This is a genomic window from Rhizobium leguminosarum bv. viciae, assembly GCF_012276115.1.
In the GTDB taxonomy this organism is placed as follows: domain Bacteria; phylum Pseudomonadota; class Alphaproteobacteria; order Rhizobiales; family Rhizobiaceae; genus Rhizobium; species Rhizobium leguminosarum_T.
The window spans coordinates 24,313-48,323 of sequence record NZ_WIEU01000020.1; the positions used below are offsets into that span (position 1 = coordinate 24,313).

The 24,011-nt window shown below is 60.7% G+C and carries 26 protein-coding genes and 1 pseudogene; 10 read left to right on the top strand and 17 right to left on the bottom strand.

The window, feature by feature from the left end; all coding sequences use genetic code 11:
- Positions 1–95: 95 nt before the first annotated feature.
- A complete protein-coding gene (locus GFM02_RS26980) occupies positions 96–1,157 on the bottom strand; it encodes a succinylglutamate desuccinylase/aspartoacylase domain-containing protein (RefSeq protein ID WP_168323323.1) in 1,062 nt (353 codons plus the stop codon).
- Positions 1,158–1,257: 100 nt separating this feature from the next.
- The gene (locus tag GFM02_RS26985) at positions 1,258–1,866 is read right to left on the bottom strand and encodes a 2'-5' RNA ligase family protein (RefSeq protein WP_168323324.1); all 609 of its coding nucleotides are present in this window, start codon (positions 1,864–1,866) and stop codon (positions 1,258–1,260) included.
- A 262-nt stretch (positions 1,867–2,128) separates the two neighbouring features.
- Here GFM02_RS26985 and GFM02_RS26990 point away from each other — a divergent pair, with 262 nt between their 5' ends.
- On the top strand, positions 2,129–2,692 hold the full coding sequence (locus GFM02_RS26990; protein ID WP_168323325.1) for a methylated-DNA--[protein]-cysteine S-methyltransferase: 564 nt from the start codon (positions 2,129–2,131) through the stop codon (positions 2,690–2,692).
- A gap of 109 nt (positions 2,693–2,801) precedes the next feature.
- Here the strand turns inward: GFM02_RS26990 and GFM02_RS26995 are convergent, their stop codons facing one another.
- The 3 genes from GFM02_RS26995 to GFM02_RS27005 are packed head-to-tail and all read right to left on the bottom strand — an operon-like array spanning position 2,802 to position 4,876.
- Complete coding sequence (locus GFM02_RS26995; RefSeq protein WP_168323326.1) at positions 2,802–3,536, bottom strand: SDR family NAD(P)-dependent oxidoreductase; 735 nt, start codon at positions 3,534–3,536, stop codon at positions 2,802–2,804.
- 55 nt (positions 3,537–3,591) lie between these two features.
- The gene (locus tag GFM02_RS27000) at positions 3,592–4,443 is read right to left on the bottom strand and encodes an oxidoreductase (protein WP_205930481.1); all 852 of its coding nucleotides are present in this window, start codon (positions 4,441–4,443) and stop codon (positions 3,592–3,594) included.
- Positions 4,444–4,501: 58 nt separating this feature from the next.
- Positions 4,502–4,876 carry an Atu4866 domain-containing protein gene (locus tag GFM02_RS27005; RefSeq protein WP_168323328.1) on the bottom strand — a complete coding sequence of 125 codons (375 nt, stop codon included), beginning with the start codon at positions 4,874–4,876 and terminating at the stop codon, positions 4,502–4,504.
- A 105-nt stretch (positions 4,877–4,981) separates the two neighbouring features.
- Here GFM02_RS27005 and GFM02_RS27010 point away from each other — a divergent pair, with 105 nt between their 5' ends.
- Entirely contained in the window at positions 4,982–5,878 is an 897-nt protein-coding gene (locus GFM02_RS27010; RefSeq protein ID WP_168323329.1) for a LysR family transcriptional regulator, read from the top strand.
- On the opposite strand, the gene GFM02_RS27015 is transcribed toward GFM02_RS27010, so the two are convergent.
- Both GFM02_RS27015 and GFM02_RS27020 read right to left on the bottom strand, forming a co-directional pair.
- On the bottom strand, positions 5,875–6,162 hold the full coding sequence (locus tag GFM02_RS27015) for an AbrB/MazE/SpoVT family DNA-binding domain-containing protein (protein WP_168323330.1): 288 nt from the start codon (positions 6,160–6,162) through the stop codon (positions 5,875–5,877). The genes GFM02_RS27010 and GFM02_RS27015 overlap by 4 nt on opposite strands.
- 98 nt (positions 6,163–6,260) lie before the next feature.
- Complete coding sequence (locus GFM02_RS27020) at positions 6,261–6,785, bottom strand: hypothetical protein (protein WP_168323331.1); 525 nt, start codon at positions 6,783–6,785, stop codon at positions 6,261–6,263.
- 78 nt (positions 6,786–6,863) lie between these two features.
- Here GFM02_RS27020 and GFM02_RS27025 point away from each other — a divergent pair, with 78 nt between their 5' ends.
- Positions 6,864–7,811, top strand: coding sequence for a LysR family transcriptional regulator (locus GFM02_RS27025; RefSeq protein WP_168323332.1), 948 nt, complete (start codon positions 6,864–6,866; stop codon positions 7,809–7,811).
- 222 nt (positions 7,812–8,033) lie between these two features.
- On the opposite strand, the gene GFM02_RS27030 is transcribed toward GFM02_RS27025, so the two are convergent.
- A complete protein-coding gene (locus tag GFM02_RS27030) occupies positions 8,034–10,520 on the bottom strand; it encodes a DEAD/DEAH box helicase (RefSeq protein ID WP_168323333.1) in 2,487 nt (828 codons plus the stop codon).
- A 297-nt stretch (positions 10,521–10,817) separates the two neighbouring features.
- Here GFM02_RS27030 and GFM02_RS27035 point away from each other — a divergent pair, with 297 nt between their 5' ends.
- Positions 10,818–11,672, top strand: coding sequence for a helix-turn-helix domain-containing protein (locus tag GFM02_RS27035; protein ID WP_168323375.1), 855 nt, complete (start codon positions 10,818–10,820; stop codon positions 11,670–11,672).
- Between the two features lie 38 nt (positions 11,673–11,710).
- Entirely contained in the window at positions 11,711–12,256 is a 546-nt protein-coding gene (locus tag GFM02_RS27040) for a YbhB/YbcL family Raf kinase inhibitor-like protein (RefSeq protein ID WP_168323334.1), read from the top strand.
- A 103-nt stretch (positions 12,257–12,359) separates the two neighbouring features.
- Here the strand turns inward: GFM02_RS27040 and GFM02_RS27045 are convergent, their stop codons facing one another.
- Positions 12,360–12,851 carry a GNAT family N-acetyltransferase gene (locus tag GFM02_RS27045; protein ID WP_168323335.1) on the bottom strand — a complete coding sequence of 164 codons (492 nt, stop codon included), beginning with the start codon at positions 12,849–12,851 and terminating at the stop codon, positions 12,360–12,362.
- A 288-nt stretch (positions 12,852–13,139) separates the two neighbouring features.
- Between GFM02_RS27045 and GFM02_RS27050 the strand changes: the two genes are divergently transcribed.
- Together GFM02_RS27050 and GFM02_RS27055 are read left to right on the top strand one after the other, a co-directional pair.
- A complete protein-coding gene (locus tag GFM02_RS27050; protein ID WP_168323336.1) occupies positions 13,140–14,021 on the top strand; it encodes an AraC family transcriptional regulator in 882 nt (293 codons plus the stop codon).
- Between the two features lie 189 nt (positions 14,022–14,210).
- The gene (locus tag GFM02_RS27055; protein ID WP_072639939.1) at positions 14,211–14,741 is read left to right on the top strand and encodes a dihydrofolate reductase family protein; all 531 of its coding nucleotides are present in this window, start codon (positions 14,211–14,213) and stop codon (positions 14,739–14,741) included.
- Between the two features lie 313 nt (positions 14,742–15,054).
- Here the strand turns inward: GFM02_RS27055 and GFM02_RS27060 are convergent, their stop codons facing one another.
- Positions 15,055–15,702: a hydrolase gene (locus GFM02_RS27060; protein WP_168323337.1), complete on the bottom strand. Its 648-nt coding sequence runs from the start codon at positions 15,700–15,702 to the stop codon at positions 15,055–15,057.
- Positions 15,703–15,854: 152 nt separating this feature from the next.
- Here GFM02_RS27060 and GFM02_RS27065 point away from each other — a divergent pair, with 152 nt between their 5' ends.
- A complete protein-coding gene (locus GFM02_RS27065) occupies positions 15,855–16,748 on the top strand; it encodes a LysR family transcriptional regulator (RefSeq protein WP_168323338.1) in 894 nt (297 codons plus the stop codon).
- A 217-nt stretch (positions 16,749–16,965) separates the two neighbouring features.
- Here the strand turns inward: GFM02_RS27065 and GFM02_RS27070 are convergent.
- Both GFM02_RS27070 and GFM02_RS27075 read right to left on the bottom strand, forming a co-directional pair.
- Positions 16,966–17,454 (bottom strand): annotated as a pseudogene (locus tag GFM02_RS27070) (LysR substrate-binding domain-containing protein); the annotation flags it as partial.
- A gap of 487 nt (positions 17,455–17,941) precedes the next feature.
- A complete protein-coding gene (locus tag GFM02_RS27075) occupies positions 17,942–18,553 on the bottom strand; it encodes a TetR/AcrR family transcriptional regulator (protein ID WP_168267914.1) in 612 nt (203 codons plus the stop codon).
- Positions 18,554–18,650: 97 nt separating this feature from the next.
- Here GFM02_RS27075 and GFM02_RS27080 point away from each other — a divergent pair, with 97 nt between their 5' ends.
- A complete protein-coding gene (locus GFM02_RS27080) occupies positions 18,651–20,078 on the top strand; it encodes a coniferyl aldehyde dehydrogenase (RefSeq protein WP_168267912.1) in 1,428 nt (475 codons plus the stop codon).
- Between the two features lie 41 nt (positions 20,079–20,119).
- Positions 20,120–20,581 (top strand): GFA family protein, encoded by a 462-nt coding sequence (locus GFM02_RS27085; protein WP_168323339.1) that lies wholly within the window; start codon positions 20,120–20,122, stop codon positions 20,579–20,581.
- Positions 20,582–20,755: 174 nt separating this feature from the next.
- Here GFM02_RS27085 and GFM02_RS27090 read toward each other — a convergent pair whose 3' ends face one another.
- The 5 genes from GFM02_RS27090 to GFM02_RS27110 form a co-directional block, all read right to left on the bottom strand.
- On the bottom strand, positions 20,756–21,391 hold the full coding sequence (locus GFM02_RS27090) for an NrsF family protein (protein WP_168323340.1): 636 nt from the start codon (positions 21,389–21,391) through the stop codon (positions 20,756–20,758).
- 76 nt (positions 21,392–21,467) lie between these two features.
- Complete coding sequence (locus GFM02_RS27095) at positions 21,468–22,025, bottom strand: chlorite dismutase family protein (RefSeq protein ID WP_246792404.1); 558 nt, start codon at positions 22,023–22,025, stop codon at positions 21,468–21,470.
- Positions 22,026–22,031: 6 nt separating this feature from the next.
- Positions 22,032–22,667, bottom strand: coding sequence for an NrsF family protein (locus GFM02_RS27100; RefSeq protein ID WP_020052521.1), 636 nt, complete (start codon positions 22,665–22,667; stop codon positions 22,032–22,034).
- A complete protein-coding gene (locus GFM02_RS27105; protein ID WP_025398402.1) occupies positions 22,664–23,218 on the bottom strand; it encodes a sigma-70 family RNA polymerase sigma factor in 555 nt (184 codons plus the stop codon). Before GFM02_RS27105 ends, GFM02_RS27100 begins: the two co-directional genes overlap by 4 nt.
- Positions 23,219–23,333: 115 nt before the next feature.
- Positions 23,334–23,942 carry a TetR/AcrR family transcriptional regulator gene (locus GFM02_RS27110; protein ID WP_026265548.1) on the bottom strand — a complete coding sequence of 203 codons (609 nt, stop codon included), beginning with the start codon at positions 23,940–23,942 and terminating at the stop codon, positions 23,334–23,336.
- Between the last annotated feature and the right edge of the window lie 69 nt (positions 23,943–24,011).

A 24,011-nucleotide genomic window follows, 5' to 3' on the forward strand; every position in this document is an offset into this window, starting at 1 on the left:
GTGTGACCTTTTATCCCCGAGCGCGTCGACGCGCACTGTGACCGCTCCGGATTGATTGGCATTCAGGCTGTGATCGCCGGCAAAACCGTCCCGGCTCAATTCTCCAACGTACCGGCCTTGCGCGAAGCCTTGCTGGGTTCGTCGCAGGCGATCTTCATCAGGTCGCCGCGCCGCCGCACCAGCCGGTCGGATGTTCGGGTGAGGATCAGCCCGTCTTGCGGCGCGGTAAGCTCGATGCTGCAGCCAGGCTGCCCGGGCCGGGTGACAATCGTCGCCAGAAGATCGCCTTCCGCAACCCTCTCGCCGATATCGCGATGGAAGAGCACGGCGCCGCCTTCTGGCGTGCGAATGATCTCGACATTGTCGAGCGGCACGGCCGGACCGGAAAATACCGTTGCCGCCGGCTTTTCGTCACCAACGATCCCGCGTGCCGCGAGGAAGTGCCAGAGCCCGTCCGCATCCTTTTTCGCCAGCACCGGATCGACGTCGCGTTTGCCGCGCAGCTCGACAGTGACGGAGAGTTTGCCGGGCAGCCGGGACCGGCGTTCGCCGGGAACTTCATATTTCCATGCAAAGCCGACGGCCTCCTCGAAGGCCGAGCTTTCGCCATCCGAAAGCAGCACGGCCTCCATGTCGAGTGCGGCGGCGAGATCGGCGGCTTCCGGCCAGAAGGCCTCGTCGATATAGGCATATTGCAGGGATTCGTCGTCGCAATGCAGGTCGAGCACGAGATCGGCGCCAAGCGCCATATGCAGCAGCTGTCGCTTCAATCTGTCGGTAGCCGGGTAATTATCGAGGTCTTCGATCAGCGTCGCGCGATCGGCAAGAGCGATCAGCGGAAAGTCCCGGTTGAAATTGGTGCGTGAGCCCAAATCGAAACGGCCCTGCAGCTCGCCGAAATGCGATTGCGCCGCACCGATTGGATTGGCCTGCGGCACGATGGTGATGTCGCCGGCGATCCCGCCTTGGCTTTCCGCCAGCCGCAGCCGCTCGCAGAGGAAATGCAGCAGCACCGTTCCCGGCAGCTCGCCGGCATGCAGGGCCGCCTGGATATAGGTCTTCGGCGCCTTCTGATCGTGGCCTTTAAAGCGCAGCACCGGCAGTCGCCACTCCGTTCCCGGCGTATCTCCGGGTATGATGATCTCTGAAACGTCCATTTTGTCTTCGCTCCCGGCTGCAATCCCGAACAGGTTTCCCGAGCTTTATGCGCGTAAATCAGCCAAGCGCAAGCCGGAGAGTAGGGAGGACATCGTTGCCTCAGCCGAGCAACGGCCAGCGATCGATGATCCGATGTTCGGTTTTTCCGAGAAGACTGTGGACGAGCAGGAATTCGGATGCCGTCCATGAAACGGGTGTGTCGAGCCTCGTCGGCGGCACGGTCTTGCGGTCGTAGAGCAGCGTCATATGCGGCGTGAAATCGCGGCGGATATTGTGGCGCAATCCGGCATTGTGCATGCCGACACCGAGCTGGACATGCAGCCGGGTGAGCTCCTTCCGCCCGCCTTCGCCGCAAAGCACGAGCGGTCGCGCCTTGCCTTCCCGCCTGAAGCTCATAATCCTGTCGAAAGTGATCGTGATCGGCGCGCCCTCCACCGTGGCAGCGGCCTGGCGCGCCGCAAAGACGGCGTCCTCCGGCAATTCTTCATAATCGTCGATGCCGATGATCGTTACATGCAGAGTGGTCAGCCGCGGCTTTGCCGAAAGAGAAAAAGTCTTCCCATAGCCATCGGCGATCGAACCAGCCTGCCGCTCGACCGCCGCAGGCGGACAGAGGGCGAAGAAAAGCCGGTGTCCGCCGCTATGGTTTTCGCCCGGTCGCCCGCGCCGACTTCGCCTATCCTCGAAGTCGAAGGAAATCTGGTTCATCGGCTCTCAGGGTCGTCATGACCCGCCTCGTCGGTTCCAAAAACGCGGCGAAGGATACTCCGGCGGGATTGAATAGCAAGAACAAAAAGGGAACATAATTTCCCGATACAATCCGCTCTGAACGGATGACTTGGATGTTCGATCGACATTGCGAGGGACGCATCGCGATATTTCCCGGACGCCTTACGCGCGCAAGAAACGGGTTGAAACAGCGGCCGTCTCATACGATTTTGAGGGTCATCGAAAACACGGAGGCTGTGTCATGGCTAAGACAACGCACCACTATCTCATCTTCGAAACCGCGGGCGGTTTCTGCGGCATCGCCTGGAGCGACGCCGGCATCACCCGTTTCCAGCTGCCGACCAAATCAGCGGAAGCGACCGAACGGCTGCTGCTGCGCCGCCTGCCGGATGCCGAAGCCGGCGCGCCGACGCCTGCTGTGCTGGACACGGTCGCCGCCGTGAAACGCTACTTCCAGGGCGAAGAGACGGATTTTTCCGGCGTCGAACTCGACCTTGCCGGCCAGGATACCTTCTTCCGAGATATTTATGCGGCGGCAAGGCGTGTCGGCTGGGGCCGCACCACCACTTACGGCGCGCTGGCCAAGGAGCTCGGCGTCGGGCCGGAAGCCGCCCGCGACGTCGGCCAGGCGATGGCGAAGAACCCGGTCGCTCTGATCATCCCCTGCCATCGGGTGCTTGCGGCCGGCGGCAAGATCGGCGGCTTCTCCGCTCCCGGCGGTTCGTCATCGAAGACCCGCATGCTGGAGCTCGAAGGCGTCAATCTCGCACCGCCGCCGCCCGCCCAGCAGTCGCTGGGTTTTTAGGGCGGAGGCTTTTTCGTTTTCCGCAATTCCCGGCAAAATCGCTTCGCGCTTTGCCTGGCAAAACCGCTCTGCACTTTTGCTGGAATTGCTTTGGCAAAATCTCAGCCACTCAATGCGGGCTGGCAGTCGGCCGGATGATGATCTCGCTGACATCGACGTCATCAGGCTGGCTGATGGCGTAGAGGATCGAATTGGCGATCGCCTCGGAACTGATCGTGATCGCCCTGAAAGCCTTCATGGCGTCCCGCGCCGTCGGATCGGTGATCGTGTCGGCCAGTTCCGACGTCGTCGTGCCGGGAGAGATGACCGTCACCCGGATACGATCGGTCTCCTGCCGCAATCCGTCCGAGATCGCCCGCACTGCGAATTTCGTCGCGCAATAGACGGCGGCCGTCGGCGAGACGCTGTGGCCGCCGATCGAAGACAGGTTGATGATCTGCCCTGATCCTTGCGCCTTCATGATCGGAAGCGCCGCCGCGATGCCGTAGAGAACGCCCTTGATGTTGACGTCGACCATCCGGTCCCACTCGTCGATCTTGAGGGCGTCGAGCGGCGACAGCGGCATGACACCGGCATTGTTGACGATAACGTCCAGCCGGCCGAATTCGGAGCGGGCAAAACCTGCAAAGGCTTCTACCTGGGAACGGTCGGTGACATCAAGCTGTCGCAGGCGCACCGTCCCGCCCGTTGCGGCGATTTCGCCGGCGAGTTCCTCCAGGCGCTCGGTGCGGCGCGCGCCGATCACGATATTGGCGCCTGCGGCAGCCAGCACCTTTGCCGCGGCCTCTCCGATGCCGCTGCTGGCACCGGTGATGGCAATGACTTTTCCTTTGATATCAGACACTTCAAGCTCCATTGTACGCCGCTCGCCTGGCGATGCGGTTGAGGGTTTTTGGTGGTCAAGTGGGAAAATCGGCGCTGAGCGATGTCTCCGCCCAGGCGTCGAAGTTTGCGCGCAGCGCATCGAGCCGTTCGCGGGCGATCTTCAGGGCGGGTGCGCCGAGCAGCAGGCGCAGCGGCGGCGCGTCCGTCTCGAACGCCGATATGATCGCGGTTGCCGCGCGCGCGGGATCGCCCGGCTGGTTGCCGGAGATCGCGCGGGTGGCCTGGCGCCGCTTGCCGGACGTTTCGGCGTAGTCTTCGATGATCGTGCTGGATTCGACCATCGACCGGCCGGCCCAATCCGTGCGGAAGGCGCCGGGTTCGAGGATCGTCACATCGATGCCGAGCGGTTTGACCTCATGGAAAAGCGATTCCGACAAGGCTTCGACCGCGAACTTGGTGGCGTGATAGTAGCCGGTTGCAGCAAAGGCGACGAGCCCGCCAAGCGAGGAGACGTTGAAGATATGCCCTTGCCGGCGTGAACGCATGCCCGGCAGGACCTGCTTGGTGACAGCGATCAATCCGAAGACATTGGTCTCGAACTGGGCGCGTATCTCAATATCGTCGCCCTCTTCGATCGCCGAGAGGTAGCCGTAGCCGGCATTGTTGACGAGGACGTCGATCGCACCGAAATGTCTTTCGGCGTCATGAACCGCGCCGGCGATGGCGTTGCTATCAGTCACATCGAGTGCAAGGGCAAGCGCGCGGTCCCCGTGCTCTGCCGTGAGATCTGCCAGTGTCTCGGGTCTGCGCGCCGTCATGGCGGCGCGCCAGCCACGGGCCAGAACGGCTTCGGCGAGCGCCCGGCCGAGGCCGGACGATGCACCGGTGATGAACCAGATGGGGGTTGGGGAAGACATGATCGTCATCCTTTCCGGCCGGCAAACGCGGCCTTCTTCTGTGTGGTGTTGCCTTTCGGGCGGCGCGTCATCTGCGCCGAAGCACCATGCCGCCGTGATGGAGGGTATTGCCGTCGACGAAATCGCCGTCGGCCGTGAAGCCCGTGTCATCCCAATATTCGATGTGGCTTCCAGTGACTTCGTAGCGTCCCCGATAGGCGCTTTCCCGGCTGCCACGGGCTTCGTCGTAGCGGCCATTGGGCAGAAGCTCATGGCGGACGCGGCCATCATCCGTAACCCACATGCCGACATAGGGATGTTGCTGCATACTGTTCTCGCTTGTTTGTTGTTGCTGAGTTTCTCGGTCGTTCACGGTATCGGCGCCGAACGAACTGGTCGCCACGCCAGCCAGGGTGACCGCCGTGAAAAACCGCAGGAGGGGGCTTGTGAAAATCCTTCGCATTGCCTTGCCTTTCGAAGCCTTCGTTGACTTCGACTGAAAGATAGTACGGAGAACTCGAGTGATTAAGTTGCCAATCCAGGATGCCTTGGTTAGAAAGGCTAACCAATGGTCGACGATCTCGAAGGCATTTCAGTTTTTCTTGCGGTGGCGGAGGCGCGCAACTTCCGGCTCGCCGGAGAGCGGCTCGGCGTCACCCGCTCCGCCGTCAGCCAGGCCCTGCAGCGCCTGGAGGATCGGGTCGGCGTCGCCTTGGTTCAGCGCACGACGCGCAGCGTCAGCCTGACCGAAGCCGGCGAAGTGTTCTTCGACGCGGTTCGTCCATCGGTCCGCCAGGTCAAGGATGCGATGCAGACGGTGCGGGAAATGCAGGCGCGCCCGAGCGGCCTGCTGCGGATCACCGTTTCCTCGATCGCCGAGAACTTCCTGTCCGGCACCTTGCTGGCCGGCTTCATGGAAGCCTGCCCCTATATCAAACTCGATATCACCATCACCGATGACGAATTCGATATCGTCGAGGCGGGCTTCGACGCGGGTGTCCGGCTGGGCGAAGTGATCGAAAAGGATATGATCGCGATTTCAGTCTCCGAAGAGCAGCGACAATGCGCGGCCGCTTCCCGCAGCTATATCGAGCGCCGCGGCCACCCCCGCCATCCCGGCGAGTTGCAGAACCACGCCTGCATCGGATGGCGGCCACGCCCCGACACGGCGCCTTATCGCTGGGAGTTCACCGAAAACGACCGCGACTTCGACGTGGCGGTCGATCCCGTAGTCACGACCAACGACATGGGAATGATGATCCGCATGGCCTGCGCCGGAGCCGGCATCACCTTCGGCATGGTGGAGACCTTCCAGCCCTATATCGACCGCGGGGAACTCGTGCCGCTGCTGGAGGATTTCTGTCCGCCCTTCCTGGGCTTCTATCTCTACTATCCCAGGCGCCAGAGGCAGCTGCTGAAGCTGCGCGCATTGGTCGACTATCTGCGCAGGTCGAATAAGGGTTAGATGTCGTCTGCGAATTCGGGGCCGTCACGGCGGGCCTTGGCCAACATGCCGGCTTCCATCTCTTCCAGAGTTTTCGGCTCGCCGCCGAAGGGAAGCATGCCGAACACATCATCAGGCCGCGTCGGCGCAAAGGCAGGGAGCCGCTTCAGAAGCACGCCTTCCGGGGTTTCCTCGACAATGAGACGCGTTCCAGCCTCCCACTCCCGCCGCTGGCGGATCGTTTTTGGGAGAATGATCTGCCCTTTGGTCGAGACGGTTGTAATGAGGTTTTCGGAGTGAGCCATCAGCTTGAGTCCCGCGGGTACCACAAAGACAAGATATGCGAGGCAGATGGTTCCGTCACCACACTATCGCGAGGTTCAGGGCTTGAGACGGCGGAGTCCTAAGATACCGCAGCTTCGCCAGCGAGGGCCTGAGCCGCCCTCGGCTGAGGACGCAGCAGCAAATGGAATGCGAAGACGTGGGTGATCATCAGCAAGGGCACGTAAATGATCGGGATCGCATATGCGGCGCCCAATTCCTCCGCCCGCGCCGGCAGGCCGGCCTGGATCGCGTGATAGTAGTCGAGGATGAGGTCACCCATCCCCACGAGATTGAAGGCGACGACGAACAGCCAGAAGACTGGGCGTATCCTGATCGTGACGAGCGCCAGCATGGCGAACAGCCCAGCCGCGAGGTCGCCATAGGCAGCGAAGGTGGCGAAGCTGGCGGGCAGGTTGGGGCCGACGACGCCGGAGAGCATGAAGACGAGCCTGAAGAAGCGGAAGCTGTGCAGAGTGGCGATGGCGCGGTGCGCCTTGACCCTGTCCATCGACGTGAGCCAGGGCAGAATATAGGCGCCGAAGCAGAGCAGCCACGCGACATAGCCTAGAACGAGATGGGTTTGGAAGATGGATTCCGTCGACATCGCGGCACTCCTGATTTATGGGATCCAGATGTACGCCCGCTTCCCGCGATCGACTATTGGCGATAATATCGATGCGGTATGAAGCAGAACTTCACAGTCAGGCAAGGCGCGCTCGACGGCGTTGAGGCGTTTCTGAGCGTTGCCCAGCACCGCAGTTTTCGCAAAGCAGCTGGGGGGCTCGGAGTGACCCCATCGGCAATCAGCCAGGCCGTCCGCGCTATCGAGGAGCGTGTCGGCGCCGTGCTTTTCATCCGCACGACGCGCAGCGTCGGCCTGACCGAAGCCGGCGAGCGGTTCCTTCTGCGTGCAAAGCCCGCCTTCGAGGAGTTGGTCGCCGCAAGCGAGGTTGCGCGTGACCTCGGGCAGCGGCCGGCCGGCCTATTGCGCCTCACGGTGCCGCCGGCAGTGGTGCCGATCCTGCTGGAGCCACTGATTGCATCCTTCTGCCAGGCTTTTCCCGAGATCGAGGTGGAGGTCGCCGCGAATGAGGGACTGGTCGACATCGCCGCCGAGGGATTTGACGCCGGTATCCGGCTTGGCCAGTTCATCGCAGCCGATATGGTCGCGGTCCGGCTGACGCCGCCCTTCCCGCTGGTGGTCGTCGGCAGCCCCGAATATCTGCGCCGGAGAGGGCGGCCCGAGCGCATCGACGATCTGCGTCAACATGCCTGTATCCGCATGCGCCGCTCGAACGGCTCAATCGCGCCGTGGTCGTTTGTCAGCGGCAAGAAGCCGATCGAAGCTGTTGTCTCCGGGCCGCTGATCGCCCACGACTTTCCCACCATGCTGGGAGCCGCCATCGAAGATATGGGGCTTGCGCAAGTGCCGGAGCCAATTGCCGCCGGACCCGTGAAGGCAGGAAAACTCGTCCGCGTCCTGGCGGCGTTTACACCGATGGCGCCGGGCGTGTTTCTCTACTATCCCAGCCGTCGTCAAGTGATGCCGAAGCTGCGGGCCTTCATCGATCACGTGAAAGGCCGGGCGGACGCTGCTGACAAAACCCGAATTCGCATCGATGACAGGTAAATACCCGGCGCGAGAATGCGCTGGGTCGCTCGCTCGATCACGATCTGGTCGAACGGCTCCGCCGTGGGCGATGATCGGCTGCCCTCCTGGGCTTTTCAGCTTGGCGATTTCCTCCGCCAGGTGCCGGTTTTCTTATTCAAAAGGGTTCCCAAGATCCGAGATGCGGCCAATGCAGCCGTTGGCCGGATTTCGACCCATGCGCCATCGTCTGCCTGCCGCCGATCAGGCAATCCTGCCCCGCAGGCTGTCGGCGAGCGCGGAAAGAGCATTGGCGAGTTGCGCTGCGGTTTCCGGCGGCGGCAGCGGTATCTTCAGGCTCCGCGCACCTGTGGCCGAATCACGCTCTACCCAGGGATGCGCCGTCGCATCGGAATCATTGGCCGCAGCCAGGGCGGCAACAACCTGCACGCCGATCTGGGCCAGGGCTTGCCACGGATCGGAAGCGGCATGGGGCGGCGGCGCGGCTTCGGTGCGCGCGGCCGCTTTGCCTCCCGCGTCTCGCTCGACATCGGCTTTCAGATCGGCAGCGGCTCCAGCCTCATCGGCGAGGATGAAGTTCGACACTTCCTCGGCCGGCGTCACGGCGTCACCTTCACCCATGCTTCCGGTGACGTTCTCCACCTCCTTCATGAAGCGGTTGAGGCGCGAGCCGCCGAGCGAAATATCGCCAAGACCGCCATCGAGAATTCCGGCAGACAGAGAGCGCTTGAATGCCAGAACCGAAAGCATACCCTCTTCGATGGTGCCTTTTGAGACGAAATTGATAACCCGCACCGGCCGCTCCTGGCCGATGCGATGGATGCGGGCGATGCGTTGTTCGAGGATTGCCGGGTTCCATGGCAGATCCACATTCACCAGCGTCGAGGCATTCTGCAGATTGAGCCCCGTGCTGCCGGCATCGGTGGACAGGAACACGCGGCATGTGGGGTCGTTGCGAAACCGCTCGATCAGCGCCGGACGTTTTTCCGACGGCACGCCGCCATGCAGGCTGACATAGCCGATTCCCCGCGCTTCGAGGCGGCGGATGACGATATCGTGGGTGCGGGTCCATTGGGAGAACACGACCGCCTTGGCTTCGGGGTCGGCGAACAGGTCGTCCAGCAGCGCCGCCAGTTCGTCCGCCTTGACCCCGTGATCGGTCTCCTGGTCCAGGAGATAGGTGCTGTTGCACGACATGCGCATGTTCTGGAGCGCACAGGTCAGCCGGCGCTGGTCCTTGTCGGAAAGGAACTTTGTCTTGTGCCAGCGCTGGACGATTCTCGCCACGACATCGGCGTTTTCCCGATGGTGAAGTATCTGACCCTCGGTCATCGGCACCAGGAAGTTCTGGTCGGTCCGGCTGGGTAGCTGCCGCAGCACCTCGGACTTGCGCCGGCGAATCATGATGGGCGCCAGTGTCTGGCCGATCTTTGCCAGGCCGGTATAGCCGGTGACGCGTCCGCCTTCATCCTTGACCTGATGCTCGTGCAGCAGCTTCCAGGTCGGCCCCAAGCGGTGCTGGTCGACGAACTGGACGATGGAAACCAGCTCCTCCAGCTTGTTCTCCAGGGGCGTTCCGCTCAGAACGATCGCATAGGCGCTGTCGACGCTTTTCAAGGCGCGTGCCGCAATGGTGTTCCAGTTCTTGACCCGTTGCGCTTCATCGACGATGACGAGGTCGGGCGCCCAGGCGGTGATCAGGTCGAGATCGGGTTTGAGTTTTTCGTAGTTCGTGATCTTGCAGAAGTCATCGAGAGCGAAGTCCTTCTGCCGCGCAGCCCGGCCACCGTTGATGACACGCGCCGCATTTTCTCCGTCTCGGCCCGAAAAACGCGCAATTTCGCTTTGCCACTGGTATTTGAGCGAGGTCGGGCAGATCACCAGCACTCTCGAAACGCCGAAATGCCGCGCCAGGATTTCCGTAGCGGCGATCGCCTGTATGGTCTTGCCCAGTCCCATCTCGTCGCCGATCAGCGCCCGGCCGGCCCGCGTCGCAAACAGCGCGCCTTCGGCCTGATAGGGATAGAGCGGCACCTTCAGGAGCGTCTGCAGCCCGGGATCGGCGGCACCTTGCGGGAAAAGCCGATCGAGTTTCGAGGCCCGTCTTTCCGCATCCCTTTTTCCGGCGATGAAGTCGAGTGCATCGTCATAGGCGCGGAACTCGTGATCGTTGTCGGACGCCATGGCCATGAAAGGCTCCAGCTCGCCGAAGCGGTCGTCCGGCAGCATGCCGTCGCGGTCGGCGTCGAACAGGGCCGCGGCGGCCTCCTTCATGGCCGGCGGGCATTGGGTTCCGGCACGGAAATGGATACGCCTTTGGCCATCATTGCGCAGGTAGAGTTCGGAAAATACCGGTTGATAGCCCCGCGCGAACGCCGTCTTGGCGCCACGCTTCTTTTCCAGCCGGGCAAGCGTGAATTCGATGTGCTTGCAGGTGCCCAGCTCGCTGGTGGCGTAATCGGGGCATGAACAAAAATTGCCCCCGGGGCCTCGGCCGCGAATCGCGACGCGGTAGCTGGAATTCGAAACGGGATTGCTGACGCGGAACTCGGAGAAGAACGGCTCGTCGGTCAGATTTTCGAGCCCGAAAGCCTGCCCCCGGCCGAACTGGCGGCGTAAGCCGCGCTGCCAGTCCACCGGCGATAGATCGGCGGGCGCGTGGGTGCGCGACAACTTGGGTTCCGAGTTCGGCTTGGCCGTGGCCTTCAAGTTTCGGGGCTTGGATTTCATCGAAGCACATCCATTCAGAAGAGTTTTCGCGTGACATTCTTCCTGGTTCACCCGTGGCATCGGGGGAGGTCTTCTGCCGTAGGCAAACCGTTGCCGCAGAAGAATTATCCAGATTCGAAGCCCGATGCACCCTCTCTTCTGAGAAATATACGCAGGTCCGACAGGCGGTAGATACGGTCTGTGGCTCCTGGCGAAAGGTTGCCGCTGGCACGCGGTTTTGGTATTCGCGGATCAACGGATATCTTCATGCCGGCTCTGCCGGTCGCCGCTCTTATCCATCCCGTTGGCGGAGAACATATGCTCGACGACGTCTTTCCCGTTCCGACGAGAGCCTTGATCCGTCAGGGCGGGCGAGCCTGTTTCTATCGCCTGGTCAATACGAGCCCCCTGTTGATACAGGTGCAATCGGGAACGAAGATCGTCATGGCCGATGACAAGGCTTTGCGCCTCGAAGCCGGCGCCTATGGCTTGCTGCCCGACTATCGCCCGTTGACGATGGAGAACATTCCCAAGGCGCCGCAGAAGTATCAGACCCTGGCGCTGCCCGTTCCGCGACCGCTGTTTGAGGAAGCCTATATCAGGATGGGATCGATTGCCGTTCCATCAAGGCCTGTCCCGGCAGGCGCCTCGGATCTGCCGGAGGAAGCCGCGGCATTGTTCGACTACTGCTGTCAGCCCGGCAATCTGACGAGGCTTCCCGGCGCCATTGCCAAGGCGCGTTTGATCGAACTCATCACTTGGTTTGCGCTCGGCGGAGTGGTGTTGGGCCAATGCCAAAGCCCTCGGCTCGAGGACCGGTTGCGGCAGATGATCGAAAGCGATACGGCCTTTGATTGGACGCTGGGCCATGCGGCGCGCTCGTTCAACATGAGCGAAGCGACGCTGAGGCGGAAGCTCGCCGCCGAAAGTACCGGCTTCAGTGAGATCTTGAGCGATACAAGGATGAACCGCGCCTTGGGGCTCATTCAAACCACAACCCTGCCGATGGCGCAGGTTGCGCTTGAAGTCGGTTACGACTCCCCTTCTCAATTCGCGGCGCGGTTCAAGGACCGGTTTGGCGTCAATCCGCGCCATGTGCGGGGCGGCTCCGAGCGTTTTGAGCGGATCGGGGCAGAAGTTGAGCGTAGTGGGGCAGATGCGCTTGCGCAGTGACGATAGTTTTCCGGCATTATCAACCGCAGGAAAACAGCATGCGTTTCATCACAGCAGTACTTTTCGCCGCGTCCGTCTTCGGCGCGACGGCCGCACAGGCCGAAATGAAGCTCACCTCGAAGGATCTGGCCGCCGGCAAGTCCATGGCCGACGCGCAGGTCTTCAACAGCTTCGGCTGCGCCGGCAAGAACATCTCGCCGGAACTGACCTGGTCGGGTGCGCCTGAGGCGACCAAGAGCTTCGCCATCATGGCTTACGATCCGGATGCTCCCACAGGCTCGGGCTGGTGGCACTGGTCGGTGTTCAACATTCCCGCGGATGCCTCGAAAGTTGCCACTGGCGCAAGCGGTGACAAAAAGCTTCCCGCAGGCGCTGTCGAAGGTCGCACGGATTTTGGCATGTCAGGCTATGGCGGCGCATGCCCGCCGGCGGGTGATCAGCCGCACCACTACCAGTTCACCGTCTACGCGCTCTCGGTGGACAAGCTCCCGCTTCCCGAGACCGCCCCGGCTGCCATGGTTGGCTTCTATGTCAGGGCCAATACGCTTGCCAAGGCCTCCGTCGAGGTCACCTACGGCCGCTGAAGCCGACTTCGGATCCGCAGGCGTCATCCCTCCACGACAACGGCCGGCCGAGATGATTGAACCTCGGCCGGCCGTTTCCTGTTTGGGCTCCCTGGCCTGTAACCTAAACGGTCATTGCTTCCCAGCAGATCAACGGACCGTCTTCGGCATCGATACGCTCGCCGATCCGGATAAAGCCATTGCGCTTAAGAACGCGCTGGGACGCGATGTTGTCGACTCCGGTCTCCGCAGAGACCAGGGCCACGCGAGGGTCGTGCCGCGCCCACTCCAGCAACTGCCCTATGGCTCGCGTGGTGCATCCGCGGCTTTGGCGGGTAGGCGCAACCCCATAGCCGATATGCATCCTTCCATCCTGAGGAACCTTGATGACAGAGCAAAGGCCGACGATCTCGTCATCCTCCACGATCATCCAGGCCGACGGCGAAAATTCCGCGCCGATGTAAGCCGCGAGGCGGTTCAACATCGCCAGTACTTCAGGAGGCGCAATGGCGCTGTCTTGGACAAGGCGCAGATGACGTGGCGCCATGCCCTTCAGCAGCGCTTCAAAATCATGAGACGTTAGTTCGATGATCATAGTCTTCTCGACATTAGACATGCGCCAGTATTGGCGCGCTAAAGGCCGAGCGATAGAGCGAGGATCAGCTCTCGGTCACGATGCCGAGCGCCTTTACCCCTACCGCCGCAGCCGGTGAGTTCTGGATCGTTGCGACGGCAAACAAAGGCATTCTCCTCTAAGACGGAAATGCGAATAACAGTGCCGGGCGAGGATCGCAAGATACCCGGATCGGTCGGCACGCTGGCTGATCCATGCCAAACCGCAAGATCGGTCGAGCGCTGCGTTGCCTGAGGGATCTAGTTTGAGCTGCCACGGAGACCAAGACGAATGACCGCAGCGCTTCGGAACTATCATCAGCGGATGCAGCGAGTGCTGGACTATATCGACCAGCACCTCGATGACGATCTCGATCTTGACGTTCTGAGCGGTGTCGCGGCCTTCTCGAAGTTTCATTTCCACCGGCAGTTCACGGCGACCTTCGGATTGTCCGTGCATCGCTATATCCAGCTTGCCCGCATGAAGCGCGCTTCATACCGGCTGGCTTACAGGGACGAAGAACGCGTCACCGATATAGCGATGGATGCCGGCTACGATGCACCGGATGCCTTCGCCCGCGCCTTTCGGCAACGGTTCGGGCAATCGCCTTCGTCGTTCCGGAAGTCTCCCGACTGGGAGCCGTGGCTTGCCGCCTTCGGGCCTCTCGACAATGCAAGGAGCAAGCGCATGCAAAAGACTTTTACCGCTGACGACGTAATAATTCGCAATGTGCCTACCACGCCGGTGGCGATCATGGAGCATCGGGGCGACCCGGCGACGCTCGGTGCCACCATCCAGCGGTTCATCGCCTGGCGCAAGGCCGCTGGCCTGCACCCCAGGACAAGTCCGACCTTCAACGTCTGGCGTTCCGAGCGGCGCCCTCAGTCGCCTGCCGATTATAGCGTCGACCTTTGTGTCGGGACCGACCAACCGATCGAGGCGAACGGCGAAAAGATCAAAGCTGGCGAGATCCCTGGCGGACGCTGCGCGGTGCTGCGCGTTGTCGGCAACACCGACAATCTGGAGCCCGCCGCGCTCTACCTTTATCGCGACTGGCTTCCGGCCAGCGGCGAGGAAGCACGCGACTTTCCGATCTATTGCCAGCGGCTGAGCTTCTTCCCGGAAGTGGCGGAGCATGAGGCGGTGGCGGAACTGTTTCTGCCGCTGAAATAGCGCCCTCTGGCGGCGGCTTGGACAGGCCGTTGCCCACCCAGGCCGCCTTGAGGCAGATTAGTCGGCAGCCTGAGTGTGGGCGTTCATACCAAAAACAAATTGCGATTTAAAACCAGTTGAGTTAACTCGCAACCGATTGCATAATGCAATCAGGCCTGTGGATATGCCGTTTAAGGAAAGGAAGCGAGGATGGCTAAGCTCGTATTCGGAATGAACCAGTCCCTGGACGGCTACGTCGATCATATGGCGTTTGCGCCAAGCCCCACGCTCTTCCGCCACTTCATCGAAGAGGCTCAGCGGCAGGCGGGCAGTGTGTACGGTCGCCAGATGTATGAGGTCATGCGTTATTGGGACGACGAACATCCTGAATGGGATGCAGAGCGACAGGCTTTCGCGGCGGCGTGGCGGAATCAGCCGAAATGGGTCGTCTCGCGCTCGTTGAAGTCGGTTGGTCCCAACGCCAGGCTTGTCGGGGAAGACCTTGAGGCCGCGATCCGCGAGCTGAAGGCGGAACGTGACGGGGAGATCGAAGTTGCCGGCCCCAATTTGGCGCAAAGCCTCACCGACCTTGGCCTGATCGATGAGTATCGCATCTACCTGCACCCCGTCGTGCTCGGTCACGGCAAGCCATATTTCGCCGGACCCCGGCCGCCGCTCCGCCTGATGGCTCATGACCGGATTGGCGAGGATGTGATCAGGTTGACCTACGTTCCGGCTTGATCTCGGGGCTCGCCAGATGGAAATCGCCGCGAAAGTCTGGTCTTGGTTTGGGCCAAAGCGACGGAAACAGCCCGCTTTGGCGGCGCCGTCGTGCCGTCGACGGAGGTGGCGGCGCGCAGCCTACGAATTCATAGGGGCGCCCGTCGCAAAGGTGATGCGCGCGATAGCGGACGGGCCGCCTGATCCGGGTGCAGATCAGCCTGCGTTGCTAGAACAGGATGATTTTAGGCCAGATCGGCCTAAATCTGAATCCCGTTCTAAATTAAAAAGTTAGAGCATGATGTTGTCCGAAAACCGCTGACACTTTTCGGCATCATGCTCTAGGTACAGGCGTGTTGAGCAGCTGCTGCTCCCACAGGTACGCGATACCGCTACCAGCGGCGTGCTGCTTGAGAACCTCCGTCAGCTCACCGGCGTGCTCGGTCCGGGCCCAGTCGCGCTGCCATTCGGACGCCAGCGCCAGCCAGGTCATCATGTTCGCGCCAGCCGCGATCATGCGCTGGATGGCGACCTCGTGGGCCTCGACCGACGTGCCGCCCGACGCGTCGGTGATAACAGTCACATCCCAGCCTTCGCCGAGCGCCTGGATCACCGGCATCGCGACGCATATCTCGGTCCACAGGCCAGCGATGATCAACTGCTTGCGGCCGGTCGCCTTGACCGCGTCCACGACCTTCCTGTCTTCCCAGGTATTGATGAACGTCCGGTCGATCACCTCCTGGCCCGGGAAGACATCGGTGATTTGCGGGAAGATCAGACCGCCCCGATCGGCGATCACGCTCGTCAGGATGGTGGGAACACCGAAAGCCCTCGCGGCCTTCGCCAGGGCCGTCGAATTGTTGACCACCGCCTGCGGATCGTGGCTGTTCAGGTTCGTGAGCTGGTAAGGCTGGTGGTCGATCAGAACGAGTACCGAATCTTCGGGACGAAGAAGCGAAGCAAGGCCATTACGAAAGGTCATTATTACTTCCTTTGCTGCCGCCCATGAGCGGCATTGGTTTTGCGGGAGACATGCGCCAGGGGCGACGTTGCCTGGAAGCAGTATTGCCGTTCCTATTCAAGATGCGGTAGCACCCTTTTATGACAATCTGTGTCGCGAAAAGAGGAACGCTAATGGACATCGAAGAACTGCAGACCTTCGTGGAAGTGGCTGATGCCGGGGGCGTTTCACCGGCTGCGCTCCGGCTCGGCGTCTCCAAGTCAATCGTCAGTCGGCGGCTCTTCCGGCTTGAAGCGGAACTTGGTGTCCAGCTTCTTGCACGGACCACCCGAGGCGCCGCCCTCACGGAAGCAGGGGCCACGTTCCGAGATTATGCAGCGAGAGTCTGCGCCGAGATCGACGTGGCCAAGGAAACGATCCTACCCGCCGGTGACCTTCGCGGCCGCTTGCGAGTTGCCGTGCCACTTTCCTTCGGCCAGACTCACTTCGCTCCCATCCTCGCGGAAATGGCGCGCCGCCACCCCCAACTCCACATCCACACCTGCTACAGTGATCGCTTCGTCGATCTCATCACAGAGGGTTATGATTGTGCGATCCGGGTTGGCTATCTTCAGGACTCCAATTTGATCGCAAGACGCGTCGGACCGATCTATGGGAAGTTCGTCGCGAGCCCGGACTACATCAAGGCGCATGGGTCGCCCGAGACGCCGGAGGAACTCGTCGCTCATGAGGCCCTCATGCAGGGCACCGAAGCCTGGCAACTCATGGATGGCGACAAGATCATCACGGTTCGTCCGCAGGGGCGCTTTAAAGCCGACAACGGCACTGCTCTAGTCGCCGCCGCGGCAGCAGGATTAGGGATCGCTTACCTGCCCGATTGCCTTACCCATGAATTTATAGCCTCCGGCGCGCTTGTGCCGGTCATGACGCATTATCCACCACCCCCGGCAGGTGCATATGTCATCCGCCCGCCAGGTCAGCATCCCGCACGGAAGATACGGGTCCTCACCGAATTGCTGATTGAGTATTGCGAACCGGCTCCGCCCTTTGCAGGTGTCGGTCGCTAGAGCATGATGCCGAAAAGTGTGAGCGGTTTTCGGACGACATCATACTCTACTTCTTTGATTTAGATCAGGATTCAGATTTTGGCCGATCGGGCCTAAAATCATCCTGATCTAAAGCGCAAACGGCGCAACATTCGCGGATTGAACGACGCCGCTTCGAGCGATCGCAGCTCGGCTTCCGGCCGGATGACGGCAAGCGCCGCCGGCGACCTGCCGGACGTCAGTCGCGCGATATGGACAGCCCGGTGAGAAGCGGAGCGTACGCGGCGAGCCTGCGGGATACGAACTCCGTGAAGAGCCGCACGCGCTTCGTCTTGCGTGTCTCCCCCTGCGTGAGAAGCCAGAGCGTTCCATGCATGTGCAGGTCGGTGCCCGGCACTCTCACCAGCAGGGGGTCGGCATCTCCGACGAAGCACGGCAGTGTTGTGATCCCGAGCCCTTGCCGTACTGCAACGATCTGCGCCTCGCCGTCCGTGGTCCTGAACGGAATCCCCGTGGTGCGAACCTCACCCTCGCTGGCCCAGTCCGGGACACCAAACATGCTTATGACGATCCACCGGATGGGATCCGGCGCGCCCGCGCGCCACGCGGCCAGTCGATCGCAGGACATGTAGACGCCGCCGAACAGCTCCGGTCCCTTCAGGGCGTGAAGATTGAGCGGCAGGGTTTTGCGGTCGTAAACGACGCGGATCGCGACATCGGCCTCTCGGCAACATTGTCATCCTTCATGCACGCTATCAAATGGCGGGAAATGAATGGAGATTTATCGATATCTATCGCGTCGAGAACGACAAATTGGTCGAGCACTGGGATGCGATGATGCAAATGCCTGATACGCGCGCAAACAACAATCCGATGTTCTAAAGCGGAAATATCTGTGAATGACAGTGAGGCGGCTGTTGCCGCCTTCCATCGTTGTTGCCGCAGATAATCTGCGTTCTGACGTGCGCCAAAAATCAAAGATCCCCTCGATTTCCTGCCAATCCCTATACCGGCTGTATCCTTGGTTGTGCCTATTGCTACGCAAGCTTCATGGAGAGGTCGGTTGGCGAAACCGTCAAGGATCCGCGTCGCTCTCCGACCAACGCGACGCACCTCGAAGGTATCGTCACCAACGCGTATCACGATCTGCCGAAGGACTACTTGCGACGCCGGCTCACCTTCACGAAGAAGAAGTCAACCATGCGCAGGTCGTGTCATGTTGCCGGGCTCGCCAGCCCTTCCACCAGCGTGCTCAAAGCCGCATCCAAGGGGGCCGATCCGACTTTCTCGGGCACTAGGAGCCCATCGATCGCAAGCATGGTCACGCCGTGGATGAGCCCCCACCAGGCTGCCGCCTGACCTTCTATCGGCCGCTTGCGTATGCTCCCCGCGGCCTGGCCGCGCTGGAGGATTTCGAGCGCCACATCGAAGACCGCGAGCGCCCGCTCGTTGAGATGCACCCCTGCGGCTTTCTCCTCCCCTGCGCTGAACATCAGGCGGTAGAGAGCCGGGTTGTCCGTTCCGAACGCGACGTAGGCACGAGCTATCGGAGTGATTTCGTCGCGCAGAGAATTGGGCGCCTTGGGCTTCGCAGCCGAAAGGGACTTCCGCAGCCGGTCGAAGCCAATCATTGCGAGCTCCGCAAGCAGCGCGCCTTTGTCTGGAAAGTGCTTGTAGGGTGCCCCGTGGCTGACGCCAGCCCGGCGCGCGACTTCCCGCAGCGTGAACTGCCAGCCCTTTTCCTCGGCAAGCATATCCAACGCCGTCTCGATAAGCGCACGACGGAGATCACCATGATGGTAAGGGCGGCTGGATGTGTCCGGCATGATACCTCAAAGTTTCTTGTGATTGCATTGTTGACAGTGACTACTTAAGCGCCTATGTCAAGGGCATAAGTTTCTCTTGTCTACATTGGAGCGGACCATGAACGCAACCGCAAATGTCACCGAGGCTAATCGGCTGGGCAGTCTCCTCGCAGGCCAGCGCGCTGCCTTCCTGCGCGAGGGAGCGCCTTCGCTGGCGCAGCGACGCGCTGATCTGGCCAAGTTGAGGGCCGCGCTCATCGGGCACCGCAAAGCGATCGAAGATGCCATCAATGCCGATTTCGGGCATCGATCGAGGTACGAGACGGCGATCATGGAGGTTGGAGGGGTCGCCGAGGGTACAAAGTATCTGATCCGCAACCTTCGCAAATTCATGACGCCGACCCGCCGCCACGTTGCTCTGCACATGCGGATGGGCAAGGCCCGCATTGAATATCAGCCGCTTGGCGTCGTCGGCGTGATGTCGCCGTGGAACTATCCGGTGAACCTCGCGCTGATGCCGGTCGCGACCGCCATCGCCGCCGGAAACCGGGTGATGCTGAAACCCTCGGAGTTCACGCCCGTCACCAATGCGCTGCTCGCAAAAATGTTCGGCGAGATCTTCTCCGAAGATCAGTTCGCGGTCGTCACGGGCGATGCGGCCGTGGGGGCGGCATTCACTGCCCTCCCGTTTGACCATCTTGTCTTCACCGGGAGCACCGCAGTAGGGCGATCGGTGATGAAGGCCGCAAGCGAGAACCTCGTTCCGGTTACCCTCGAACTCGGGGGCAAATCACCGGTCATCGTCGCCAAGGGCCACACCCTCGACCAGGCGGCGGCGTCAATTGCCTACGGGAAGCTGCTCAGCGCCGGACAAACCTGCATTGCCCCGGACTTCGCACTGGTCCACGAAAGCGAGGTTGACGCATTCGTCAAGGCGTATGACCGGAAAGTGGCGTCCCTTTATGCTGACGGTCCGACGAGTGAACACTTCACCTCGATCATCAACGAGCGGCACTATTCCCGGCTCCGGAGCCTTATCGACGATGCTCGCTCCAAAGGAGCGCGGATCATCGAGGTCGGCAACCGGCCCGGCGATGCATCCCGTCGCCCCAACACGCTGGCGCCAACCGTGGTGCTTGGCGTCACAGACGACATGCGCATCGCTCACGAGGAAATCTTCGGCCCGGTCCTACCGATTTTTCCCTACAGCGACGTTGAAGAAGCGATCGCCTACGTCAACGCCCGGCCCCGGCCGCTCGCGCTCTACTACTTCGGTGCCGATGATGAAGACCGACGCATGGTGCTGAGCCGAACAACCTCAGGCAACGTCACCGTGAACGGCACGATCATGCACATCGCTCAGGATGACTTGCCCTTCGGCGGCGTCGGGGCCAGCGGCATGGGCGCATACCATGGCATCGAAGGCTTCCGCACCCTCAGCCATGCCAAGGGGATCTATGAGCAGGGCCATTGGAACCTCTCCAACCTGCTCCATGCCCCGTTCAGACAGCCGATCGATATCATCCTCAAAATGATGCTCCGGTGATCAGCATGCCGTCATCAAATCAAGCTCAGGAGTATCAGCACATGACCACCGACACGTCGTCGCGGCTACGCGGCGCATGCGAATGCGGCGCTTGCTCGTTCGAGGTGCATACCTCGCCGAAAGCCAGGTTCCGGTGCCACTGCCTGATCTGCCAGGCGTTCAACGGCAAACTGTTCGCCGATGTTGTCGCTGTTCGCGCCAAGGATGTGACACTGAAAGGTGCCGATAATATCTCGTTCAAGAAGTATCGTTCACTGCCGAACTTCGATCGCGGGCTCTGCCGCACTTGCGGCAATCCCGTCGTAGAGGTTATGGGGGCGGGGCCACTCAAGGTGATGTTTATTCCGACCAGCAACTTCGGCCCGGAAACCCGGCTGCCGCCGGTACGGATGGACATCTTCTATCACCGTCGTGTGATGGACATGGCAGACAGTTTACCCAAGTACAGCGGTTATTTCGCGAGCGAGTTCGCGGTCGGGAAACTGATCATGGGTGGTTTGTAGGGCTCCAGCCAAAGGACCGTTCGCGCGGAAGAGCCACGTGAAGGGCAGCTTTCACATTGGATCTCAAAGGCCTTGATTGCAAAAAAAGTACCGTCAGACAGATCCGCCACACTTTCGCCGCCATCGACTTTCGCCGGACGGATAGGGCCTGGCATTGCAACTGCTTCGTCGCAACTACCACCTTAGAAAGCGTCGGCCTGCAAAATAGCCCGCAACGGCCACAATGAGTATGGCGATTGGATACCAGGTTGCGACGAACAACGGACTGTCGTCGGGGCAATTGGAGGCGTAAAGCGTAGCGGCAATACCGGCGGAAGCCAATGCCGCGATTGCCCCAGCCTGACCGGGGTGATCCGGCGCACCATGGCGCATCACCAGAAAGAGGAACACGGTCGGCGCCAATGAGAGGATCGGGATAACCGTCAGGCAATGCAACGCATTGTGGCCCAACAGTCTGGTTCCCCAAAGATCGGCCGGGGTGACGATCATCTCGATGGTGGCGGCGGCGATCAACAGCGCTGGTGCCAGCAGCAGTAACCAGCGCCGAGCCGTTGCGCTCTCTCCTGGACGAATAAGGCTCTCCATCAGCGATGCCGCCACAAAAAACAGCGCCAAGGTGGCAATGAACTTGAATGCGAAGCGCGCAGTCAGGATGGCTTGAGCAAAATCAGGTCGAACACCCAGGACCGAAAAGAACACCAATCCCGCTACCAATGCGCCAGCAGCTGTCGCCAGAGCAAGCGCCCTCGAGAGGTTGACGGGCCGCCGTGTGTCCTCTGATATCAGATTGATCAGGTCTTCCGTGTTCACTCAAGTACTCCGTTTGCGGCTGGTCCGATGAGAACCGTCCCGTTTCGTTGTGCAAAGATTGGCTGTTTTGACAACATTATTCATCTTGCCATATCCGCAAGCGGATCTCGACCTCACGTTCGACATAACGCCATTCTTCGGTCGCACGCAATCGAAAGAGCATGGCCTCAAATTGAGAGGCACTTTCCTCCGCGAATTCGAACCAGGTGAGAAAATCGAAAGGCTCGCCAAGATCACGGCTGTGATAGAGGCGTCGAGCGACCGCAGGCAAATAGTCCATTCCAATCTGAAAATGCGCCGACCTCTCCTGAATGATGGCACGGCGTTCGTCCTGCGCAAGAGACCACCAAAGATCCGACTTGCGGATCGGGATCAAGACCGCAAGCCAGGCCGTTGCGCGGCCCAACGGTGGTTGGCGTTCTCCAAGCTGATCGAGTTCGACACGGGTCGTGTATCGCGCGCTGCCGGCTGTTCCGCGCAGAACCCAGGCCGCCGAATCGGGTAATATGCCCTGATCGGTGTCCATGACACTAAGACGAGGCGCAACATCCAGACCCTTGCCAATAATGGTGCGCGTTGCCTCGACCTGCCATTGGCCACTCTCACCAGCCACGAAGTATGTCGGTTTCACCATCGTGACCTACCAGCGCAACAGTCTGTGGCCAAGCAAAGCACCGGTTCCGGCAACTATCGAAATGGCAATCGGATACCACAGCATTACAAAGAGCGGGCTGTCGTCATCGCAATTGGCTGCGTAGAATGTCGCCGCAATCCCTGCCGCTACGAGCCCGGCAACAGCTCCGGCGACCGCGGGTCGGGTGGGGGCGGCGGATCGAAGCGCGTAGAGAAAACAGGCAAGAGGACCCACCGATAAGAAAGGGATAATCGTCAGGCAGAGGCTGGAATTGCGCCCGATCATGCGCGTCACCCATGTCTCCGACGGCATGACCAACAGTTCAAAGATCGCCGCTGCACTCATCAACAGAGCTGGAACCGTTAAGCCCAATGCCGTCAACCGAACCGGGACGCCCGGTCTTCCAATCCGGAACATGACCATCCCACCGGTCAAGCTGAGAGATCCCGTGATCACGAATTTGAACAGGAAGCGGCCGGTCTCGATGGCCGTGACGAAGTCCGCACGCAAGCCGATGACCGCGAAGAACAAAATGGCGGCGATCAATGTAGCGGCAGTGGCAGCATGCATCAGGGCATGATCAAGATTCAGTCGAACCGGGGTATCCTGCACGAGCAGTTCGATCAACTCATCAGTTTTCATGTCACCCGCCCCGAATAGAGAGCAGCCAACCCCTTCAATGCCCTATGCAGGGAAACACGTACCGCCACCTCTGTCATTTCCAGCCGATCGGCGGTTTCCCGAACACTCGACCCTTCAATCGATATCGATTGAACGATCGTTCGTTGCGGATCCTTGAGCTTGCCCAAAATCTGTTCGATATCGATGCGATCGGAGGCTGCGATGCGTTCGTCTGCTTTAAGTGTAGCAACGACGTCCTCGAGTGGTACTGACTGACTGCCACGGCGCCGCAGGCTATCGACCACCTTGTTGCGAACGATTGCCGATAGCCATGGCCCCAAAGGCCGTGACGGATCCCATGTCCCCCGCTTGAGATGGATAGTAAGCAGCACTTCCTGAACCACGTCCTCAGCCTCGCTGGCCGGCGCACCGAACTGGTCACAACGCTTCCGCGCCATCACCCGTAAATGTGGTGTGAGGGCCGTCAGGAATTTGTGATAGGCATGGCTGTCGCCCGCAATCGCGGAACGCAGCCAGGATGCCCATTCCTTTTCACGCGCCAGATCTTTCATCCGACATATCCTTCTTCGGCGGTTCTCGTGCAATTGTTACAGAGACCAGCCGGATTTTTTTGCGTGTGGGATATCGGGCCGAAACGTGCAAGCGTTTGAACGTTCATGTCATCGATCATGAGATAAGATTGTATGACTGTGATTGGGGTTCCAGCAGTGCAAAAACGGGCCGGATAAGACCTTCCAGAAGGTCTCTTTCTGGACGCGTGCGCGCTAGCACACGAATACCAAGCAGTGTGCCGAGGAGCGTGCCGGCCATGTCCGATGCTTTTTGGCAACGATTGATCGATCCATCTTTCTGGCCTCTTTCGACGCAGCGCCTGAAGAAAGCCTCAACCCGCACCAGGACTTGAGCCACCACCCGCTGAAACTCATCATCATGTGGTGCTACCTCGAGCGCGGAATTGACCAGCATGCAGCCTTTCCGCTTTGTATCGCTCAACGACCGCTCAATAATTTCGTTGAAAAATGCGCCGATCGCCTCACGCGGCGGCTTCGTCTCAAACCGGCCGACACGGTCGCCGAAGCTCCGTTCGACATAGAAATCGAGCGCTTTGCGATAAAATGCGTGCTTGTCGCCAAAGGCATTGTAGATGCTTGCGGTGGTCAGCCCGATTGCCTGGGCCAGATCGCGGATTGACGTTGCCTCGTAGCCGTGTTCCCAAAACCGCTCTACAGCCAGCAGCAATATTTTTTCTTCATCAAATTCTCTAGGTCTGGCCATACATCCTGTCTCCCAGAACATGGATCGAACGGGCGACTGCCCAGGGCTATCGCCGATCTATTTTAGAAC

What these genes read in the sequence shown, in the direction of transcription:
- GFM02_RS27025 (WP_168323332.1), top strand. Translation starts at nt 6,864, where the DNA reads ATGAAGCAGAACTTCACAGTCAGGCAAGGCGCGCTCGACGGCGTTGAG.
- GFM02_RS27035 (WP_168323375.1), top strand. Translation starts at nt 10,818, where the DNA reads ATGCTCGACGACGTCTTTCCCGTTCCGACGAGAGCCTTGATCCGTCAG.
- GFM02_RS27055 (WP_072639939.1), top strand. Translation starts at nt 14,211, where the DNA reads ATGGCTAAGCTCGTATTCGGAATGAACCAGTCCCTGGACGGCTACGTC.
- GFM02_RS27085 (WP_168323339.1), top strand. Translation starts at nt 20,120, where the DNA reads ATGACCACCGACACGTCGTCGCGGCTACGCGGCGCATGCGAATGCGGC.
- GFM02_RS27015 (WP_168323330.1), bottom strand. Translation starts at nt 6,162, where the DNA reads ATGGCTCACTCCGAAAACCTCATTACAACCGTCTCGACCAAAGGGCAG.
- GFM02_RS26985 (WP_168323324.1), bottom strand. Translation starts at nt 1,866, where the DNA reads ATGAACCAGATTTCCTTCGACTTCGAGGATAGGCGAAGTCGGCGCGGG.
- GFM02_RS27110 (WP_026265548.1), bottom strand. Translation starts at nt 23,942, where the DNA reads ATGGCCAGACCTAGAGAATTTGATGAAGAAAAAATATTGCTGCTGGCT.
- GFM02_RS27050 (WP_168323336.1), top strand. Translation starts at nt 13,140, where the DNA reads ATGACCGCAGCGCTTCGGAACTATCATCAGCGGATGCAGCGAGTGCTG.
- GFM02_RS27000 (WP_205930481.1), bottom strand. Translation starts at nt 4,443, where the DNA reads ATGACGATCATGTCTTCCCCAACCCCCATCTGGTTCATCACCGGTGCA.
- GFM02_RS27065 (WP_168323338.1), top strand. Translation starts at nt 15,855, where the DNA reads ATGGACATCGAAGAACTGCAGACCTTCGTGGAAGTGGCTGATGCCGGG.
- GFM02_RS27020 (WP_168323331.1), bottom strand. Translation starts at nt 6,785, where the DNA reads ATGTCGACGGAATCCATCTTCCAAACCCATCTCGTTCTAGGCTATGTC.
- GFM02_RS27080 (WP_168267912.1), top strand. Translation starts at nt 18,651, where the DNA reads ATGAACGCAACCGCAAATGTCACCGAGGCTAATCGGCTGGGCAGTCTC.
- GFM02_RS27010 (WP_168323329.1), top strand. Translation starts at nt 4,982, where the DNA reads ATGGTCGACGATCTCGAAGGCATTTCAGTTTTTCTTGCGGTGGCGGAG.
- GFM02_RS27060 (WP_168323337.1), bottom strand. Translation starts at nt 15,702, where the DNA reads ATGACCTTTCGTAATGGCCTTGCTTCGCTTCTTCGTCCCGAAGATTCG.
- GFM02_RS27100 (WP_020052521.1), bottom strand. Translation starts at nt 22,667, where the DNA reads ATGAAAACTGATGAGTTGATCGAACTGCTCGTGCAGGATACCCCGGTT.
- GFM02_RS26980 (WP_168323323.1), bottom strand. Translation starts at nt 1,157, where the DNA reads ATGGACGTTTCAGAGATCATCATACCCGGAGATACGCCGGGAACGGAG.
- GFM02_RS27105 (WP_025398402.1), bottom strand. Translation starts at nt 23,218, where the DNA reads ATGAAAGATCTGGCGCGTGAAAAGGAATGGGCATCCTGGCTGCGTTCC.
- GFM02_RS27095 (WP_246792404.1), bottom strand. Translation starts at nt 22,025, where the DNA reads ATGGTGAAACCGACATACTTCGTGGCTGGTGAGAGTGGCCAATGGCAG.
- GFM02_RS26990 (WP_168323325.1), top strand. Translation starts at nt 2,129, where the DNA reads ATGGCTAAGACAACGCACCACTATCTCATCTTCGAAACCGCGGGCGGT.
- GFM02_RS27045 (WP_168323335.1), bottom strand. Translation starts at nt 12,851, where the DNA reads ATGTCTAATGTCGAGAAGACTATGATCATCGAACTAACGTCTCATGAT.
- GFM02_RS27005 (WP_168323328.1), bottom strand. Translation starts at nt 4,876, where the DNA reads ATGCGAAGGATTTTCACAAGCCCCCTCCTGCGGTTTTTCACGGCGGTC.
- GFM02_RS27030 (WP_168323333.1), bottom strand. Translation starts at nt 10,520, where the DNA reads ATGAAATCCAAGCCCCGAAACTTGAAGGCCACGGCCAAGCCGAACTCG.
- GFM02_RS27040 (WP_168323334.1), top strand. Translation starts at nt 11,711, where the DNA reads ATGCGTTTCATCACAGCAGTACTTTTCGCCGCGTCCGTCTTCGGCGCG.
- GFM02_RS27075 (WP_168267914.1), bottom strand. Translation starts at nt 18,553, where the DNA reads ATGCCGGACACATCCAGCCGCCCTTACCATCATGGTGATCTCCGTCGT.